Source organism: Pantoea sp. X-Soil-OKNW-556 (assembly GCF_059730695.1).
The window spans coordinates 261,769-278,358 of sequence record NZ_AP035993.1; the positions used below are offsets into that span (position 1 = coordinate 261,769).

General features: G+C 50.5%; 17 protein-coding genes and 1 pseudogene. 13 read left to right on the forward strand and 5 right to left on the reverse strand.

Annotation, left to right across the window (positions count from 1 at the left end; all coding sequences use genetic code 11):
- The first annotated feature begins 10 nt into the window (after positions 1-10).
- Entirely contained in the window at positions 11-1,717 is a 1,707-nt protein-coding gene (locus tag AC6I8T_RS26245) for a LeoA/HP0731 family dynamin-like GTPase (protein ID WP_497834829.1), read from the forward strand.
- Positions 1,718-1,830: 113 nt separating this feature from the next.
- On the opposite strand, the gene AC6I8T_RS26250 is transcribed toward AC6I8T_RS26245, so the two are convergent.
- Complete coding sequence (locus tag AC6I8T_RS26250) at positions 1,831-2,727, reverse strand: LysR family transcriptional regulator (RefSeq protein ID WP_208727010.1); 897 nt, start codon at positions 2,725-2,727, stop codon at positions 1,831-1,833.
- Between the two features lie 127 nt (positions 2,728-2,854).
- On the opposite strand from AC6I8T_RS26250, the gene AC6I8T_RS26255 reads away from it, so the two are divergent.
- On the forward strand, positions 2,855-3,607 hold the full coding sequence (locus AC6I8T_RS26255) for an SDR family NAD(P)-dependent oxidoreductase (RefSeq protein WP_497834830.1): 753 nt from the start codon (positions 2,855-2,857) through the stop codon (positions 3,605-3,607).
- A 28-nt stretch (positions 3,608-3,635) separates the two neighbouring features.
- Positions 3,636-4,100, forward strand: coding sequence for an NUDIX hydrolase (locus tag AC6I8T_RS26260; RefSeq protein WP_497834831.1), 465 nt, complete (start codon positions 3,636-3,638; stop codon positions 4,098-4,100).
- 3 nt (positions 4,101-4,103) lie between these two features.
- Here the strand turns inward: AC6I8T_RS26260 and AC6I8T_RS26265 are convergent, their stop codons facing one another.
- Positions 4,104-4,586, reverse strand: a complete 483-nt coding sequence (locus AC6I8T_RS26265) for a glutathione peroxidase (RefSeq protein WP_497834832.1) — start codon at positions 4,584-4,586, stop codon at positions 4,104-4,106.
- Positions 4,587-4,907: 321 nt separating this feature from the next.
- Between AC6I8T_RS26265 and AC6I8T_RS26270 the strand changes: the two genes are divergently transcribed.
- The 4 genes from AC6I8T_RS26270 (at position 4,908) to AC6I8T_RS26285 (ending at position 7,765) form a co-directional block, all read left to right on the forward strand.
- A complete protein-coding gene (locus AC6I8T_RS26270) occupies positions 4,908-5,345 on the forward strand; it encodes a VOC family protein (protein ID WP_208727070.1) in 438 nt (145 codons plus the stop codon).
- Positions 5,346-6,070: 725 nt separating this feature from the next.
- Positions 6,071-6,649, forward strand: coding sequence for an LOG family protein (locus tag AC6I8T_RS26275; protein ID WP_497834833.1), 579 nt, complete (start codon positions 6,071-6,073; stop codon positions 6,647-6,649).
- Positions 6,546-6,830 (forward strand): NUDIX domain-containing protein, encoded by a 285-nt coding sequence (locus AC6I8T_RS26280; protein WP_208727014.1) that lies wholly within the window; start codon positions 6,546-6,548, stop codon positions 6,828-6,830. The genes AC6I8T_RS26275 and AC6I8T_RS26280 overlap by 104 nt, the downstream gene beginning before the upstream one ends.
- Positions 6,831-6,886: 56 nt before the next feature.
- A complete protein-coding gene (locus AC6I8T_RS26285) occupies positions 6,887-7,765 on the forward strand; it encodes an AEC family transporter (RefSeq protein WP_497834834.1) in 879 nt (292 codons plus the stop codon).
- Positions 7,766-7,939: 174 nt separating this feature from the next.
- On the opposite strand, the gene rtcR is transcribed toward AC6I8T_RS26285, so the two are convergent.
- A complete protein-coding gene (gene rtcR / locus AC6I8T_RS26290; protein WP_497834835.1) occupies positions 7,940-9,520 on the reverse strand; it encodes an RNA repair transcriptional activator RtcR in 1,581 nt (526 codons plus the stop codon).
- 186 nt (positions 9,521-9,706) lie between these two features.
- On the opposite strand from rtcR, the gene AC6I8T_RS26295 reads away from it, so the two are divergent.
- The 3 genes and pseudogenes from AC6I8T_RS26295 (at position 9,707) to AC6I8T_RS26305 (ending at position 13,324) form a co-directional block, all read left to right on the forward strand.
- Positions 9,707-10,930 (forward strand): RtcB family protein, encoded by a 1,224-nt coding sequence (locus tag AC6I8T_RS26295; RefSeq protein WP_208727017.1) that lies wholly within the window; start codon positions 9,707-9,709, stop codon positions 10,928-10,930.
- 11 nt (positions 10,931-10,941) lie between these two features.
- A pseudogene (locus AC6I8T_RS26300) lies at positions 10,942-11,747 on the forward strand (nucleotidyltransferase domain-containing protein).
- Entirely contained in the window at positions 11,744-13,324 is a 1,581-nt protein-coding gene (locus AC6I8T_RS26305; RefSeq protein ID WP_497834836.1) for a hypothetical protein, read from the forward strand. The pseudogene AC6I8T_RS26300 and the gene AC6I8T_RS26305 overlap by 4 nt, the downstream one beginning before the upstream one ends.
- Before the next feature lie 3 nt (positions 13,325-13,327).
- On the opposite strand, the gene AC6I8T_RS26310 is transcribed toward AC6I8T_RS26305, so the two are convergent.
- Together AC6I8T_RS26310 and AC6I8T_RS26315 are read right to left on the reverse strand one after the other, a co-directional pair.
- Positions 13,328-13,678, reverse strand: a complete 351-nt coding sequence (locus AC6I8T_RS26310) for a hypothetical protein (RefSeq protein ID WP_036627874.1) — start codon at positions 13,676-13,678, stop codon at positions 13,328-13,330.
- A 209-nt stretch (positions 13,679-13,887) separates the two neighbouring features.
- Positions 13,888-14,589, reverse strand: a complete 702-nt coding sequence (locus tag AC6I8T_RS26315; protein ID WP_208727019.1) for an NADPH-dependent F420 reductase — start codon at positions 14,587-14,589, stop codon at positions 13,888-13,890.
- A 141-nt stretch (positions 14,590-14,730) separates the two neighbouring features.
- Between AC6I8T_RS26315 and AC6I8T_RS26320 the strand changes: the two genes are divergently transcribed.
- From AC6I8T_RS26320 to AC6I8T_RS26330, 3 genes are all read left to right on the forward strand, one after another.
- Entirely contained in the window at positions 14,731-15,411 is a 681-nt protein-coding gene (locus AC6I8T_RS26320) for an O-methyltransferase (RefSeq protein WP_497834837.1), read from the forward strand.
- 104 nt (positions 15,412-15,515) lie between these two features.
- A complete protein-coding gene (locus AC6I8T_RS26325) occupies positions 15,516-15,938 on the forward strand; it encodes an Rrf2 family transcriptional regulator (RefSeq protein WP_208727021.1) in 423 nt (140 codons plus the stop codon).
- A gap of 146 nt (positions 15,939-16,084) precedes the next feature.
- Positions 16,085-16,474 carry a DUF1360 domain-containing protein gene (locus AC6I8T_RS26330; protein WP_208727022.1) on the forward strand — a complete coding sequence of 130 codons (390 nt, stop codon included), beginning with the start codon at positions 16,085-16,087 and terminating at the stop codon, positions 16,472-16,474.
- Positions 16,475-16,590: the final 116 nt, after the last annotated feature.

Below are 16,590 nucleotides of genomic sequence, written 5' to 3' on the forward strand. Positions count from 1 at the left end.
GAAACAGATAATGAAATCTACCCTTGACCTCTTTTTGAGCCAGAATAGCAAGGCCGTCGCATTACTTGGCAAGTTGCGTACCTTTCTTGAGCAAGGCATTGCGCTTGGCGTGAACATCGACCCTTCGCTGTTCGGTAAACTTGAACATGTGGGTGAGCATCTCGCCGACGGGAAACTCAAGATTGCCCTTATCGGTGGCTTTTCTGAAGGTAAAACCTCCATCGCCGCCGCCTGGATGGAACGCCTGGACAAGGCGAGTATGTATATCAGCCAGCAGGAATCTTCCAATGAAGTGAAAGTATACGAAGTCGGTGACAACTTCGTACTGATCGATACTCCGGGGTTGTTCGGCTTCAAGGAGCAATTCAACGCGGATTTGCAGGCGATGGAGAAGTACAAAGACATCACCCGCAAATATGTCAGCGAAGCCCATCTGGTGTTGTACGTGATGAATTCAACCAACCCGATCAAAGACAGCCACAAGGACGATCTCAACTGGTTATTCCGCACCCTTGACCTGCTACCACGTACCGTCTTCGTCCTTAGCCGTTTCGACGAAGTGGCAGATGTCGAAGACGAAGCCAGTTACGCGCAAAACCTCCAGGTCAAGCGCAACAATGTTGCAAGCCGCCTGCGTGAAGCCATTGGTGCCAGCGAAGCCGAGCTGGCAGCACTCAGTATCGTGGCTGTTGCGGCCAACCCGTTCGATATGGGTACCGACTATTGGCTTGAGCATCTTGACCAGTTTAAGGCGCTGTCGCACATCGACTCGTTGCAGCAGGCAACCGCTCTTAAGATCCAGACCAGCGGCGGTCCTGAGGCGATGGCTGAGCAGGCACGTAAAAGCGTCATTCTTGATGTGCTGCATAAGGAATTGCCATTGGCCGTAGAAAACGACCAACGCCTTGGAGCTGAAGTCGAGCGTTTAACGGTAATGAACCGCCACCTCACCCGCCAACTTGATGAAGCTAACCTGCAAATCCAGGAAGCACGCATCGGCTTACGTGATTTTATTGCCCGTTATTTTTCCGGCATGATCCTGCGTACTCAAGGTCTTACCCTGGAGACATTCGCTGAGTTCTTTGAACGCGAAATTGGCAAGGATGGTGTCATGGTGACCACTCGCTTGCAGAACGAGTTCGATCGCCAACTCAACGGCGTTAGCCAGGAGTTGAGCCGGATGCGTTTGAGTTTCGATGCAGAGATCGCCCATTACAACAGCACCGTGGTGAATTTCGGTAAACAAGGCGTCAGCTACGTTATCAAAGGTAACTTCATCAATAATGGTAGCGTGCTGGCGGCACGCGACGGCATTGTCACCGCGGCGAAAACGTTGGGGCTGGATTTAACCAAAGCACTTAAATTTAAGCCGTGGGGAGCGGTTAATCTGGCGAAAAATATCAATGGCGTGCTGGCGGTGGCTGGATTGGCTCTGGAGGCCTATGACTCCTGGAAACACCACGAACGCAAAGAAGCTGTTAACGAAGCCGTGAAAGATATGATTGCAAACTTCAATACGCAGCGCGAAGAGCTGCTGGCGATGGTTAATAGCGATACCTTCCAGGCAAACTTCTTCCCTGACTATGCCGCGTTAAAAGTGAATGCCAACGACGTTAACGATGCTATTAATACCCAAACGCAACTACGCTCCCAGTTCCAGGCGTGGCGTGAAAGCGGTGAATTGATTGAAGGGGAATTCACGCGTCTGGAAGCATGACCACAAGGGTAGCGGTGCCCACATGGCAAATCAACAAACGGCCAATGGGCACCACTTATAATGAGTTTTTGAGTAAATGAGTGTATGAGTTTCATTGCAAGGTCATACTGTCGTTAAGGTAATACCTTGCTCCACGTTTGAGTATTGCGTCGTTCGCCAAGCTCACTCCCGGTCTCAATCAGCCTGCGGGCATTCGGTGATAGCTGTCCACTGCGCCAGAGATAATGAATTTCGGTATACCCTACCTCACCGAGCGAATGGCTGCGTACATGCTGATGTCCTGGCAAGGTTTGTAATACGGAACGCAACACCCAGGCCGCCCCCATCCCTGCTGTCACGCAAGCCAGCATCGTATGGTATGACTCAATTTCCGTCACCGGCAGATGGCTGATGCGCGCTTCTGCCAGCCATCGATCCATGCGGAAGCGAAACGAGCAATCATGGCGAAATCCATAGAGTTCGGCACACTGGAGATCCGATGGCTTTCTGACCGCAGGATGATTGAGTTCCGTGATCAGCAACATTTCGTCGACAAAGGCCAGTCGGCTTTCAAGGGCCTTTGACTGTACCGGGCCATCAGTCAGGGCAATGTCGAGTGTTCCATCTGCCACATGTTGCACCAAAACCTCCGAGGCTTCGTGCCGGATATCGAGGCCAATACCGCTGTATCGTTTACGGAAGGTGCCAATCAATGCCGGCATAAAATCGACCAGAACCACATCCAGCGCGCCAATCACCAGTTTTCCTCCCAGATCCTCTTCTCGCATCAACAGACGGGTGCTGTCGGTGAGGTCCAGAATACGTTGCGCGTGGTCCAGCAGTAGCCGCCCGTTCTGCGAGAGGGACATCCCCTGGCGGTCGCGCAGAAAGAGTTCGCAGCCTAAATCCTGTTCAAGCTGCTGGATGCGTACCGTGATGCCTGAAGGAACGCGGTTTAACACCCGAGCCGCGCCTGAAATCGATCCGGTCTGCGCTACCGCACAGAAGGCCCTGAGTTGAGAAAGGTGCATTCGGCATTCTCATTTAATGAATGATAGGTTCTATTAATTTCATTTTTCAGAATGCTGGTCAAATCCTATATTGCTTCACAGATAACCATTATCCCGGCGGATGAAGCCCGGAAAACAGGAGAAAATTATGGATTTAGGCCTAAAGAATGCCAGAGTCATGCTAAGTGGTGGCACACGCGGTATTGGTCGAGCCATTGCCGAAGCATTTTTGTCAGAAGGGGCAAGCGTCGCTTTCTGTGCGAGGAAGGGCGAAGAAATTGACGCGGCTCAGGCCGCAATGGGCAACCAGGCATTCGGTTATAAAGTTGACGTGACAGAATCAGATCAGGTACGCGCCTGGGCTGAGGATGCTGCCGAAAAAATGGGTGGTATCGACATCGTTATTCCCAACGTCAGCGCACTGGCCGGGGGTTCCGACCCGGAAACATGGCGTCTGGCTTTCGAGACCGACCTGCTCGGTTCTGTGAGCATGGTAAACGCTGCGTTGCCCTGGCTCCGCCAGTCACAATCAGGTTCAGTGGTTCTTATTTCAAGCGTATCAGGTCGAGAAGTGGATATGTTTGCCGAGCCTTATGGGGTGTTAAAGAGCGCGTTGATTCATTATGGTAAAACCCTGTCGGCAAAACTGGCACCCGAGAAAATTCGGGTAAACACTGTGTCTCCGGGCAACGTTTACTTCGTAGATGGGGTTTGGGGGAAAATCGAGCGCGAAACGCCCGATCTCTTTGCCGAATGTCTGGCAATGAACCCAATGGGACGAATGGCTCGTCCGGATGAAGTGGCTAAAGCCGTGCTTTTTCTTGCCAGCTCCGCTGCCAGCTTCACGACGGGCACCAATCTCACTGTCGACGGTGGACTGACAAAAGGTGTTCAGTTCTGAGTAATTTACCGCATTAAAGGGGGGCTTTGTGCGCACTCGTCCATCATCCCGGTTGATCGTTCGTTCTCCGGCAAATCAGGTTCTGCTGTTTAAATTTTGCCATAAAGATGATGCGTTAAATGGCAGGACATACTGGGCAACACCGGGGGGCGGGCTGGAGCCGAATGAATCCTTTGAGCAGGCCGCCTTACGCGAATTGCGGGAGGAAACCGGGTTGCAAAGACATTCAGTTGGCATGTCGGTCGCATCCCGAACCTTCCCCATGATGCTGCCAAATGGGGAAACCGTTTATGCTGACGAACGTTTCTTTATCATTCACGCGGATAAAACAGATATCGATTGCTCAAGGTGGAGTAAGAATGAAAAGGAAGTCATTCGGGATCACCACTGGTGGACGTTAGAAGAACTCAGACATACTAACGAAACGATCTTCCCACATGATTTGATCATCGACATACTTGCAGACAACCTGGACAAGCTCCGCGCCGTTTAGTCCTTAGCTTTCAAGTGCAGTAAGGATTGATGCTTCCATTTTCTCCGGCGTGGTGAACGGTGCAAAACGCTTGAGTGGTTTACCGTCACGTCCAATCAGGAACTTAGTGAAGTTCCATTTGATCCGCCCACCCAGCACGCCGGGTAATTCATTCTTCAGATAACGAAACACCGGGTGCGCTGCGGTTCCGTTGACCTCAACTTTCGCGAAAATCGGGAAGTTCACACCGTAGTTAATGTGACATGTCTGCGCGATTTCCTCGGCGCCGCCAGGTTCCTGTTTACCGAACTGGTTGCAGGGGAAACCAAGCACCACGAAACCCCGGACGGCGTATTTCTTGTAGAGCGCTTCAAGGCCGCCGTATTGTGGCGTGAATCCACAATGGCTGGCGGTGTTAACGACCAGAACCACCTGACCAGCGTAGTCGGCCATAGAGATAAGCTGGCCGGAAAGACTGGTGGCGGTAAGTTGATAAAAGGTAGTCATCTCGGAATCCTCAAAGCATAACCCGTTCGGCCACGTAGCGCGTTGTTGCCGGGGCACAGGTCATGGGTCGTGGAGAAGCATGCCTGTTACTGATTGCGTGGCAGGTCTGGAATCTTGTGCAAAGATATCTTTGCAAAGTCGAACCAAAAGAACAACTAACAGGCGGCCCATCAGAGGGCTGTCATGAGCGAAAAGCGCACATTCGCAATTTATCGATAAAAGATGCAGGCTTGTAAAACGGTTGCGCATTTATCGTGTAGAAATAAAGCAGGCTTTTTATATAGTTGGATGATGAACTTTGAAAACTCAGCAGGTAATCGCATGATATTAAGTGTTAATCACGTTGGTTTTTCAGTTAAAAACATTGAAGACTCATTATTATTCTGGACTCAGATTCTTGGAGGTAAATTATTACGCGAAGGAAAAATGTCTGGACCTATAATCGATGAGGTAACAGGTGCAAGGGGAGCTGATGTACGAATGGCTTTGCTTGAACTGGCTGATATTCAAATTGAATTACTACAATACAATAACATTGAGCAGCCAGAAGCACCTTCAGCGCCCTATATTCCAGGCTACGCTCACCTTGCTTTTATAGTTGAGGATCTTGATACGCTCTTAGGCAAAGTATCGGACTACGGCTGGAAGACGCCCGGTAAACCTCAGACAGTGTTGTCAGGACCCATGCAGGGAACCCGAGTAATATATTTACAAAGCCCTGATGGTCAGACGCTTGAATTGATGGAACGCAGTCAATGAGGCTCACATATTATGACCTGTTATTCTCTAATTAAAACAGTGATGTCTGCCAAGTCCGCTCCTGGCACAGAGAAGACCTAATTGAGGAGAATCTCTGTTATCGAGCAGCCAGCATCTCATTTACCAAAGATGAGCCTTCAGCAATGGGATTAGGTTCTGCGATACTTGCAGAAGCCGACGTGGCTCCAGAATACAAAATGTGGTGCCAGGGCGTTTTAATTTGTTAAACGGATCTTTTTATAAGTGGATAAAGAATGAGCAGTGGTACCGATAGTAACCCACAAAACAGATATACAAAAATAAAAAAATTCCAGCTGGGGCCATTTACAGTGAAGAAATAACTCCACGTTTCTTTTTTCATTATCATTAGGCCCAATTTATTTGTGACAAATAAAGAATATGGGTACGTTACTGCACTTATAGATAAATAGATGGCAACATACGGAATATAGGGTATATATGCAGGGAAAATCAATCCATCATGTAGGTCTTTCAGAATACTGTAAACAAAATAGCCAAAACCAATCAAACCCCAAAAGCAGTGTCTAAAATAATATTTGCCAGTCATTTCATGTGGTTATTTTATGATATTTCGAGAAATTTTATTTGAAATAGATAATAATGGCAAGAACGTGTTCATCCACTCTCCCCGAGGTAACATGTTAAGATGAGTCTCGCTTGTTCTCCCCATTACGGGGATTTTTCCATTTGTTTGAGGAGAAAATATGCACACTGTAGGCATATTCTGTGGCTCTTCTGAAGGCTGTACACCCGCTTACATGGAGGCTGCTCGTCATGTTGGTAGGTGGTTGGCTGAACAGAGTATAAATATCGTTTATGGGGGTGGACGTGTTGGTTTAATGGGTGCCGTAGCCGACTCAGCTCTCGCATATGGTGGTCATGTAACGGGTATTATTCCAAAGTCCCTGCTGGAACGTGAAATTGCCCACACCGGGTTGTCTGAGCTACAGGTGGTGGATAACATGCATCAGAGAAAATCTGTGATGGCAGAATTATCATCCTGTTTTATCGCCTTACCGGGTGGCGCAGGAACTGCTGAGGAGATATTTGAACAGTGGACCTGGGCACAATTAGGCATACATGATAAACCCTGCGCGTTTCTGAACGTTAATCACTTTTACAACCCGCTTAAAGTGATGGTAAATCAGATGGTGAGTGAAGGTTTTATGAAACAGGATTATGCCGATATGCTTCTGTTTTCTGAAAATTTGCACGACATTATCGAGTATTTCAAAACCTATACGCCACCTGCTTCAAAGTGGACAACCCGGAGGGAAAATTGAGCCAGGAGAAGACGCTCATTCAGCATTGATTCGGGAATTCAGGGAAGAGCTTAATCTTGAACTATCACAAGAGGAGCTTACCCCGCCTGGCGAATTCACAGATGCACCGCTAACGTTAAACAAAAATGTCCCACACGTATGGCCATCGACATTCCAGGCAATCTGTTGCAGGGTTTGTTGAGAATCGGACAAGGTCGCGGGCTGTTGAGTTTTGTGAACACACGGTAAGGAAACACTGTGACGATATTTGTACCGCTGATTTATCTTTTTGCCGGCTGGCTGGTCGGTAAAACAGCCTGGGATTTAAAAGCAGCTGCCTCATGGGTATTAACCCGCGTAGCTATTCCGGTTGTCATCATCTTCAATATAGCCACGCGTTTTGGCAGTATGAGTACGATAATCATCGCGACAGCCATCAGCATGCTGATTATGCTGATGGCTTCCCGGTATTTCTTTCGCGATCCCATTAAAAGCCTGTGCTTCAGTTACCTGAATATCGGATGGCTGGGATTGCCTGTGGCGACGGCCCTCTTTGGCGATCAAGCCGCTACCATTGTTATCGCCGCCTATGTGGGCAGCTCAATCGTAGGCAATTCCGTCGGGGCTGGTATGCTCTCCGGCCACCATTTCAGACTGTTGAAATTAGTTCAGACTCCGCCTGTGCTGGCACTGATTGTCGGGGCCGCGCTCATTCCGTTCAGTCAGCAGATAACGCTGTGGTTTAACGATCTTTATGAAGTCGCAAAATTTCTGATGAGCTTTCTTGGTATGGCGGTGCTTGGCGTTTGGCTGTCAAAAACTGAGCTGACGCTTAAGGATCTCCGGCATGAATTTCGCCCATATCTGATTAAATCAGCAGCGATGTTGATGATGATTTGGCTGATGATAGGGCTTGCCAGAATTGTCGATTTCAGACTGATAACGGAAAATACGCCAACACTTTATCTCTTTTGTCTTCTGCCTCCGGCAGCAAATATCATCGTTCTTGAAACGCATTATCTGGGGACAGGTCGTTCGGCCAGGATTATTACCTGTGGAACCTGCATCAGTATTCTTGCGATGAGCCTCTTTGCAGCAGCTATCACGATCGGCAAAGCGATGGGCATCGTTTTCTGACGTTGTCAGCACTTAACAAACCGAGAATTATGGCCCCCGGTGCTGATGCACCGGCTATACAGCAAACTCTGCACTATTGAGCGATTGTGAAATACCCCCGAGGGAAAGTATGAGTCAATCGTTTTATTCGTCTGTATATGCCGGCTCAGGTTACTTGAGCGAATACAAAAAACCTCAACGAGTTTCCTTGTTCACATCCTCCCACTTCAGATCGAAGCGCAGCAGATATTTACGCAAACGATCCGCATCGTTGGGTTGTTTTTTTTGTTGTCGTGATACGGCAAACAGCCTGCGTCCGGCATCCGACAAAGATGTCGAAGTGCGACAAACATCAATCACCGCCTCAAGCTGCTTTTGGTCGAAAATATCGATTTCCTGATTGAGCGGAAACACCGTGGTTCCGCCCTGCTCTGTCTGCCATGCCCCCAACAGCCGGGTAATCTCTTCATCCACCAGCGTAAGATTAATGCGTCCGTTCTCAGCCAGTGTCGCCATGCGCGCAACACTGGCCCCCAGCTCACGAAAATTCCCTCTCCAGCTGGCCTTGTCGGAATAAGCGAAATGCAGATAACGTTCACGCGCTTCCTTATCAAAGCGCACCTGTTGTTGATGCTGACGCCCGTAACGGTGCAGTTCATATTCAACGTTAGGTTCAATATCTTCGCGCCGTTCCGCCAGTCCGGGTAAGCGGAACGTCCACATGTTGATACGTGCGTATAAGTCCTCCCTGAAACGTCCCTCACTCACCCAGCGCGGCATATCCCTGTGCGTACCCGCAATGAGCTGAAAATCACTGCTGACTTCACGGTCGGCACCGAAAGGAAAGAAACTTTTCTCTTCGATGGCACGCAGTAGCATGGCCTGCTCATCCAGTCCCAGTTCAGCTATCTCATCCAGAAAAAGAATGCCACCATCTGCTTCGCGGAGTAACCCACTGCGAGCAGTCAGCGCACCGGTAAAGGCCCCTTTAACATGGCCAAACAACGTCGACATGGCATTATCACCACGGAGTGTGGCGCAGTTAACCGCCACAAACTTTCCTTTTACCTGATGGCGTGACTGGCGCAGTTGATAAATTCGCTCGGCAAGAAACGACTTACCGGCACCGGTGGGGCCAGTCAGCAGCATGGGGGCATCCGAACGCTGCGCAACACGTTCAATTTGCTCAATCAATGCGTTAAAGGTGGGGTTACGTGTTTCAATGCCAGATTTCAGGAAAGATACCGAATTTGCCTGCTCGCGCTGGAAGCGACTGGTTAAGGTAGCGTAGCGGCTGAGATCCAGATCGATAATCGAATAGATCCCCTTTGGTGTGGTTTCATCCTGCGGCCCCGGCCCGGTCTGAAGAAGAGTGGCGGGCAGATAACGGGCTTCTGTCAGCAAAAACCAGCAGATCTGCGCGACGTGCGTCCCTGTAGTGATGTGCACCAGATACTCTTCATTTTCTGTATCGAAAGGATAACGGCTGACGAAATCCAGAAATGCGCTGTAGACCTCTTCGAAGTCCCAGGGATCATTCAGACTGACGGCGTGAGGAACCACCTGCGTTTGGGGTGATATCTGCGCGATATCCTCCGTAAGCTGATCGGCCATGCCGCGATTGCGCGGTTGATGAAGCAGCTCAAACCGATCAATCGGCAAATCTTCATGCTGGCACAGCGCAACGCTGGGACGCCATTTCGTCCAGCGATTCTGACGCTTACCCCGTCTGTCCAGCTGAGTCCCCAAAACACCAATCACCACCCTGCGCTTCATTTCTTATCCTGTAAGATAAATTCTATTTTTAAATATAAATAATTACAGACCTTCTGACTATCCCTCGTGTCGAGGGTTTATTTTTTAATGTTATTTATCAGATGGTTATTAATTTTTTATCGATATACTTTGTTTTGGCACGCCGTTCGCAATAACAAAACGACGCAAACAAAAAAGAGAACAAGCATGAAACCTCAATTTGACATTATTCACCCCGCCGCAGGCGCACCGATAAAAATGTGGACGCAGGGCGTACCTGTCGAGCCAGAAGCGAAAATGCAACTGCTGAAAACGGCCAGCATGCCATTTATTTTTAAACATATGGCGGTAATGCCCGATGTACATCTGGGTAAGGGTTCGACGATTGGTAGCGTCATTCCGACACGCGGCGCCATCATTCCGGCGGCAGTAGGCGTGGATATTGGCTGCGGCATGATCGCCGTACGCACATCGCTGATGGCGGGCGATTTGCCGGATAACCTGCAAGGACTGCGCAATGCCATTGAACAGGCCGTGCCGCATGGTCGGGTCACCGGGCGGGGTAAGCGTGATAAAGGTGCCTGGCAGGATACTCCCGATGACGTAAACGCCCATTGGGCGCATCTTGCACCGCGTTTCAGAAAGCTCACGGACAAGTATCCACAGCTCCTGAAAACCAATAACCACCAGCACCTGGGGACGCTGGGGACGGGTAATCACTTCATCGAGATCTGTCTTGACCAGCGTGAACGCGTATGGGTGATGCTGCACAGTGGTTCGCGTGGCGTAGGGAACGCCATCGGCACGCTGTTTATCAAACTGGCTCAACAAGATATGCAGCAACATCTGGCTAATCTCCCGGACCGGGATCTCGCTTACTTCAGCGAAGGCAGCCAGCATTATGACGATTATCTTGCTGGGGTGAGCTGGGCGCAGGATTACGCGCATCACAATCGGGAAGTGATGATGAATCGCGTGTTAGCAGCCCTGGCAACCTGTATTACCAAGCCATTTGCTACCCATCAGGAAGCCGTCAACTGCCACCACAACTACGTACAACTGGAGCAGCATTTTGGTGAGCAGATTCTGGTGACGCGTAAGGGGGCCGTATCGGCACAGAAGGGACAAATGGGCATCATCCCGGGTTCGATGGGTGCCAAAAGCTTTATCGTGCGCGGACTCGGCAATGAAGAAAGTTTCTGCTCGTGCAGCCACGGTGCGGGCCGCACCATGAGCCGTACCGCAGCCAAAAATCGTTTCACCATTGATGACCATATCCGTGCGACCGCCCATGTGGAATGTCGCAAGGACACTAACGTGATTGATGAAACACCGATGGCCTATAAAGACATAGATGCCGTGATGGCCGCGCAATCGTCGCTGGTGGAAATCGTGCACACGCTGCGCCAGGTCATCTGCGTTAAAGGATAAAGGAGAACACAATGGAGATAAAAACCGGACTGCATGGCGTTGATGAGGCCATGCGTGAACGCGTCCGTGGCGTGCTGAAGGAAATCGAGGCGGAACACGACGTACGCGTGTTGTTTGCCTGCGAGTCTGGCAGTCGGGGCTGGGGATTTGCCTCGCCAGACAGCGATTATGACGTGCGTTTTCTCTATGTACACAAGCCTGAGTGGTATTTGCGGGTGGAAGCCTCGCGGGATGTCATCGAAAAACCCATCGATGACGAGCTGGATGTCTGCGGCTGGGAGTGGCGCAAAGCATTGGGACTGCTGAAACGGGCTAACCCGACGCTTATCGACTGGCTGGACTCACCCGTTGTTTATCGGCAGGAAAGCAACGTCATGGCTCGCCTTAACACCCTGAGTGGTCGTTTTTTTCGGCGGATCGTGCCCGCTGGCACTACAAGGCGATGGCAGCCAAAAACTTCCGCCAGTATTTGCAGGAGGAAGAGGTGCGACTGAAGAAATATTTTTACGTGCTACGCCCGCTACTGGCTGTGCGTTGGATAGAGGAAAGAAACGGTGCGCCACCGATGCGTTTCGATCAACTGGTACGTGGAACGGTATCCGACACCCGATTATTGCGCGACATCGAAGAACTGCTGACCATAAAACAGCGTTCAGGCGAGGCACAGTATGGTTCGCGCCGTGAAGTGCTGCATGCGTTTATCGAAGCGGAGCTGACTCGCGACGAAATCCTCCTGCCCGCTGCACATGATAAGTCTGCTGATGCGCTGCTGGATCGGTTGCTGTTTGAAACCGTCATGAATGTGGAAAACGAATGATGAAAAGCTGGTTTGATCGTTTATTGGGTAAAAACACGGAAATGACCTTCCCTGTTGTTTGGGACGCTCAGCAACCGTCGATCTACGCATGTCTGGCTGAAAGCTATGCGCAGGCCGAACCGCTGCCTGCTGACGCCAGGGTGCTTGCCAACCAGCCGATGAGTGATTCCGATGAGATTTGCTGGGCACCGGGTGCGCTGGAAGGCACCATGATTTATCACTTTGGCGTGGGTAATGACGGCCCGGATGCCACGGAGATTCTGTCTGCCCTGCATCAGGTGCAGAAAAAGCCTGACACGAAGGCCATACATGCGCTCTATCAACTGATTAATCAGGGCTCGCCCGTGCACTACATTGACGAGCTGCTGAGCGCGATTCCGCAGTCTCAAAACCTGCGCGCAGAAGCGCTCTGTAAGCTGGTGGTCTGGCTCGCCACCGCCAGTCCGGATCGTAATGTGGTGAAGTTTGCTATGGCACTGATGGCGTACTTCCCACAGCAACGCACCGTGGAGATTCTTCAGGTACTGGCTCGCCATGATGAATTCACGCTTTACGCGGTGGTCGCGTTGCGAGCGATGCTGGAGCCGGAAGAATATGCACCAGTGTGGTATGGCATGGCGCAGCGCGTCACTGGCTGGGGGCGTATCCATTTGATGGAGCGCATGCCGGAACAGATGGATGATGAACTTCGCCGCTGGTTACTGCGCGAGGGGTTCTCCAACTCCGTGATGAATGAATACACCGCCGTTAACTGCGCAGTACGCGGTGGGTTGCTGGCTGCACTCGAAACAGAACATGACGACGCGTTGCTTATGGGTGCCGCTGAGATGCTTTATGCCATGCTGATGGGAGGTCCGGTTCCGGGTATTTCGGTTTACGATGATGCGCCCCTGAGCTGTATGCGCTATCTGGAGAAGGTGTTGGCTTGTAAGCCCCCTCACCCACTGCATTTTTTAACTGCCCGGCATATTGGGACATGGGTAGAGAGTGAAACCTCGCTCGACCCTGCCACTGCACAACACTTGGCTGAAAAGAGTAAGCAGGTCCAGGCGATGTCGCTGTGGGACGACCTTATCCCTCAGATCCTCGCCAGCGGTGAAGGTTATGTCTATTACCTGGCAATTCAGGTCAGCCGGGAGCGCAAACAGGATCCGTGGCCTTCCCTCTTTGAGCGCCAGTGTAAGGATTCAGCAGAAGATAACTGGTATCAACTGATGCAGACCGAAGATGCAGCTCAGGCACAGCAGGTATGTACCCTGGCACAGGCTCAGTTTGACCTGCCGGCGATCGCCTCGGGTCCTGCTCTCAGCAGCGGTGTGGGTCCAAACTGGAAGATGCATTCTAAACTTGACGCTGTCGTCCAGGAGTTGAAGCGCTTCCCGTCAATGGGATGGCCTTTACTGGAGGCCGCACTACAAAGCCCGGTGATCAGAAACCGTCAGATGGCGCTTAACGCTCTGGAAGCATGGCCAGCGCCAGTTCTGTCGGAGCATCGTGATTACCTGACGGCATGCGCGGAACGGGAACCGCATGAAGAGGTACAAGCTCGGCTGTGGGCTCTTTTAGCGGTAGATTAAGGCTCAGAACTCGCTCAGATCGTAACCAGACACCGTGGCACAATGTTCAAAAGTCGTAAACCACTCCTCCAGCGAGGCGCCTGCTTCACACAGCATACCGGCAAAATCTGCTGGAGGAATCAGCCAGATCCCGGTGCTGCCGATGTGCAGAAAGCGATCGAATGACTGATCATCAGAAACATAGCCAGCCCGAATAACGTTGGCACCCATGTGATCACGCCCAATGCAAAGCGCACTGATAAGCGCAAATTGATCCTCAAGCGGCCACAAGCTCAGAAATGCCTGTGCGTCATGGATGCGTCTGAAAGGGATCAGGGGCCTGGCAGCAAGTATCAGCTGCTGAATATCTGTCATACATAAACCTCAGTGACGTCAAGGCCCTGGGGGGACCACTGACTCGGCGGGGGCGGATTATGCCGTAGAAGCACCAAGAGTGGAAACACAAATCGTGAGGTTTGACTCACTGTCTTCATGTTAGCTCATCCTCTCTGTCAAAAAGATGAACATTTCATTGAACGCCAGCAAGCATTTCTTCGGTGATTCAGAATTATGCGTGGCTCCGATTAGCGGCTAATTGCCTGTTTTAACTCATCCGCCGTCATCGTTTGTAAAAACAAATCACTCCCAGGCTGAAACAGCGTGGCTTTGCTCAAATCGCCCACCACTACAGGGGCAAAACCAGCAGCTTTGGTTAATTGTATCACGGTATCCAGTGCCTTCCTGTCATCCCCTGCCAGAGGTACCGCCAGAGCGTCGCCGGTCCGATGTGCGTTAGATGCGAGACTGGATGCGGCGATTGAATTAAATCCGCGGACAACGCGTGCCTGCGGAAATAGACGGGCACTGTAGACACCACTCCCAACCTGTAATGCCTGGGTGGCAACATCACCGTCTCGTTGCGGATAGGGGTTGGCAACGTCCAGCACCACTTTGTCCTTCAGCGATTCCGCCAGGTTTTTTCCCAGAGCGGGCAGCGCACCGTAAGGGACTGCCATCACAACCACCTCCCCGAATTCAGCGGCCTGCTGGGGTGTACCCGCCTTTGCCAGCGGCCCGAGAGAGGCGATTAAAGGCTGCAATTCCTGCGGATGCCGGGAAGAAAAAAAGACCGGGTAGCCCGCCTTAACCCACAACCGCCCAAGCGTCCCACCCATCGATCCGGCACCGATAATGCCGATACGTGGCAGAGTTTCTGCCATCACGCTGGCGCTGGCACACAAAATAAAACAGCAAGACAGGCAAAATGCTTTCGCGATATTCAACATGGTTTTTCTCCTGTTACCCAATGCATTTTTGTGACTCAAGTCACAAAGAGTAGCTGAGAAAGACAGGATTAGTGTGAATGAGCAACTTCCCAACGGCGACTACACTTCTGATAAAAACCCTTCAAGGAGATAAGACCCACTATGCGACCCCCTGATTATCCTTCCAGTGACGCGGCAAAATGGTCACAAGTTGATGCCTGGTTGGCTGAAAAGCTTGTTTCCGAAGAACCAGACTTGAAACATACCCTCGCGAATAACGCAAATCATGGCTTACCCGCTATCGATGTATCCGCCTTGCAGGGCAAGATGCTGGCGCTTCTGGTCAAAATGACTCGCGCTGTTCGCGTTCTTGAAATTGGTACACTTGGCGGCTACAGCACGATTTGGATGGCGAAAGCGTTACCGCATAACGGGATCGTGACGACCATCGAGTTTAATCCGCATCATGCCGACGTTGCGCGCCAAAACATCGCTAATGCCGGGCTGACAGCACGCGTCGAGCTTCTTACCGGAGCGGCCCTTGATGTATTACCTGGGCTTAGCCCGCCCTTTGACCTTATTTTTATCGATGCGGATAAAGTAAATAACCCTCGTTATCTCGCATGGGCAATAAAACTGTCGCGGCAAGGAACGGTTATCGTCGGGGATAATGTGGTACGCGGCGGAGGGGTCATTGATCCCGAGAATCATGACCCGAACGTGCAAGGATTGAGAGACTTTATACAGATGATCGCAGAAGACGACCGACTGGAAGCGACGGCAATTCAGACTGTCGGTGAGAAAGGATGGGATGGCTTTGTCATGGCGCTGGTTAATACTTAATAACGTTTCATCTCGGTAACATCCTGCTTCCTGGAGTTCAGTATCATGATGTATTACGTTATGATCCAACACGATACTGAATATCCTGGTAGGCGGGAGGGCATTTGAGAAGCGACACACGATTATCGCGAGTTTTACACGTACTGGTTCATCTGGCCTGTGATTCAGGAATCTACACCTCCCAACAACTGGCTGAGATGCTGGACACCAATGCCGCGCTGGTACGCAGAACGATGGCAGGTTTACGTGAAGCCGGTTATGTCCGCTCCGAAAAAGGACACAATGGTGGCTGGTCATTAAGTTGTGACCCTGCTCAGGTGACTTTGCGGGATATCTACAAAGCGGTGGGAATAACCCATCTCTACAACCTTGGCATCAACAGGGATAATCCCCACTGCCTGATTGAAAATACCGTTAACGATGAGTTAGATGTTGCGTTAAAACAGGCTGAGTCACTGTTAATGGAACGTCTGAGCGAAATCACCCTCAGTCATTTGTGCAATAAGTTCAAAGAAAACAACAGTTAACCCAATTAACTGCTCGCAGCCCCTGTCACAGCGATGTAGCCATAAGTGCTTTAATTTTTAAGACCACAGAATCGTCGTGTTGATCTTGCACAAAATAGATCGTATCTTTTGTTGTTACATGAGTTAGACAAATCACAGGAGCCTCTGTGCAACAGGTTATTGAATTATCCGCTATCCAGTCATTGTGGACATGCATCGTGCTCAGCTTCGCTGCCGCCAGCATCTCTTTTACCATCACCCAGACAGAACTCTTTGTGCCGGTGCGAAACCTGGCCAATAAAATTGGTCATATGACTGGCTATTTGTTTCATTGTTTTTATTGTATGAGCCACTGGGTCGTACTGGCTGGCGTGATCATTTATCGTCCGGTCATTATCCGTAGCGGTAATATTTTTATCGATCTGGTTATTAGTACCTTTTTCACCATCACACTGACAACTTTTACTAATGGCCTGATGTTTCGCTGCTTTATTAATGCAATGGCAAAGAAGATGAAGGAAAAAGAACTTAAGGAAACAATGAGCAACAATAAATAGAAAACCCTGGTAGGTTATGTTCATCCAGTGTGAATCTAACCCGCCATCTAATTAACCCTACCCGCCGTCGCCACTCATCATTTTCTCTAATCGCTGATGAAACATTTTAATAATGG

Excerpts from the sequence above, each read along its gene's own strand:
- AC6I8T_RS26245 (WP_497834829.1), top strand. The coding sequence starts at position 11 with ATGAAATCTACCCTTGACCTCTTTTTGAGCCAGAATAGCAAGGCCGTC.
- AC6I8T_RS26250 (WP_208727010.1), bottom strand. The coding sequence starts at position 2,727 with ATGCACCTTTCTCAACTCAGGGCCTTCTGTGCGGTAGCGCAGACCGGA.
- AC6I8T_RS26255 (WP_497834830.1), top strand. The coding sequence starts at position 2,855 with ATGGATTTAGGCCTAAAGAATGCCAGAGTCATGCTAAGTGGTGGCACA.
- AC6I8T_RS26265 (WP_497834832.1), bottom strand. The coding sequence starts at position 4,586 with ATGACTACCTTTTATCAACTTACCGCCACCAGTCTTTCCGGCCAGCTT.
- AC6I8T_RS26270 (WP_208727070.1), top strand. The coding sequence starts at position 4,908 with ATGATATTAAGTGTTAATCACGTTGGTTTTTCAGTTAAAAACATTGAA.
- AC6I8T_RS26275 (WP_497834833.1), top strand. The coding sequence starts at position 6,071 with ATGCACACTGTAGGCATATTCTGTGGCTCTTCTGAAGGCTGTACACCC.
- AC6I8T_RS26280 (WP_208727014.1), top strand. The coding sequence starts at position 6,546 with ATGCCGATATGCTTCTGTTTTCTGAAAATTTGCACGACATTATCGAGT.
- rtcR (WP_497834835.1), bottom strand. The coding sequence starts at position 9,520 with ATGAAGCGCAGGGTGGTGATTGGTGTTTTGGGGACTCAGCTGGACAGA.
- AC6I8T_RS26295 (WP_208727017.1), top strand. The coding sequence starts at position 9,707 with ATGAAACCTCAATTTGACATTATTCACCCCGCCGCAGGCGCACCGATA.
- AC6I8T_RS26305 (WP_497834836.1), top strand. The coding sequence starts at position 11,744 with ATGATGAAAAGCTGGTTTGATCGTTTATTGGGTAAAAACACGGAAATG.
- AC6I8T_RS26310 (WP_036627874.1), bottom strand. The coding sequence starts at position 13,678 with ATGACAGATATTCAGCAGCTGATACTTGCTGCCAGGCCCCTGATCCCT.
- AC6I8T_RS26315 (WP_208727019.1), bottom strand. The coding sequence starts at position 14,589 with ATGTTGAATATCGCGAAAGCATTTTGCCTGTCTTGCTGTTTTATTTTG.
- AC6I8T_RS26320 (WP_497834837.1), top strand. The coding sequence starts at position 14,731 with ATGCGACCCCCTGATTATCCTTCCAGTGACGCGGCAAAATGGTCACAA.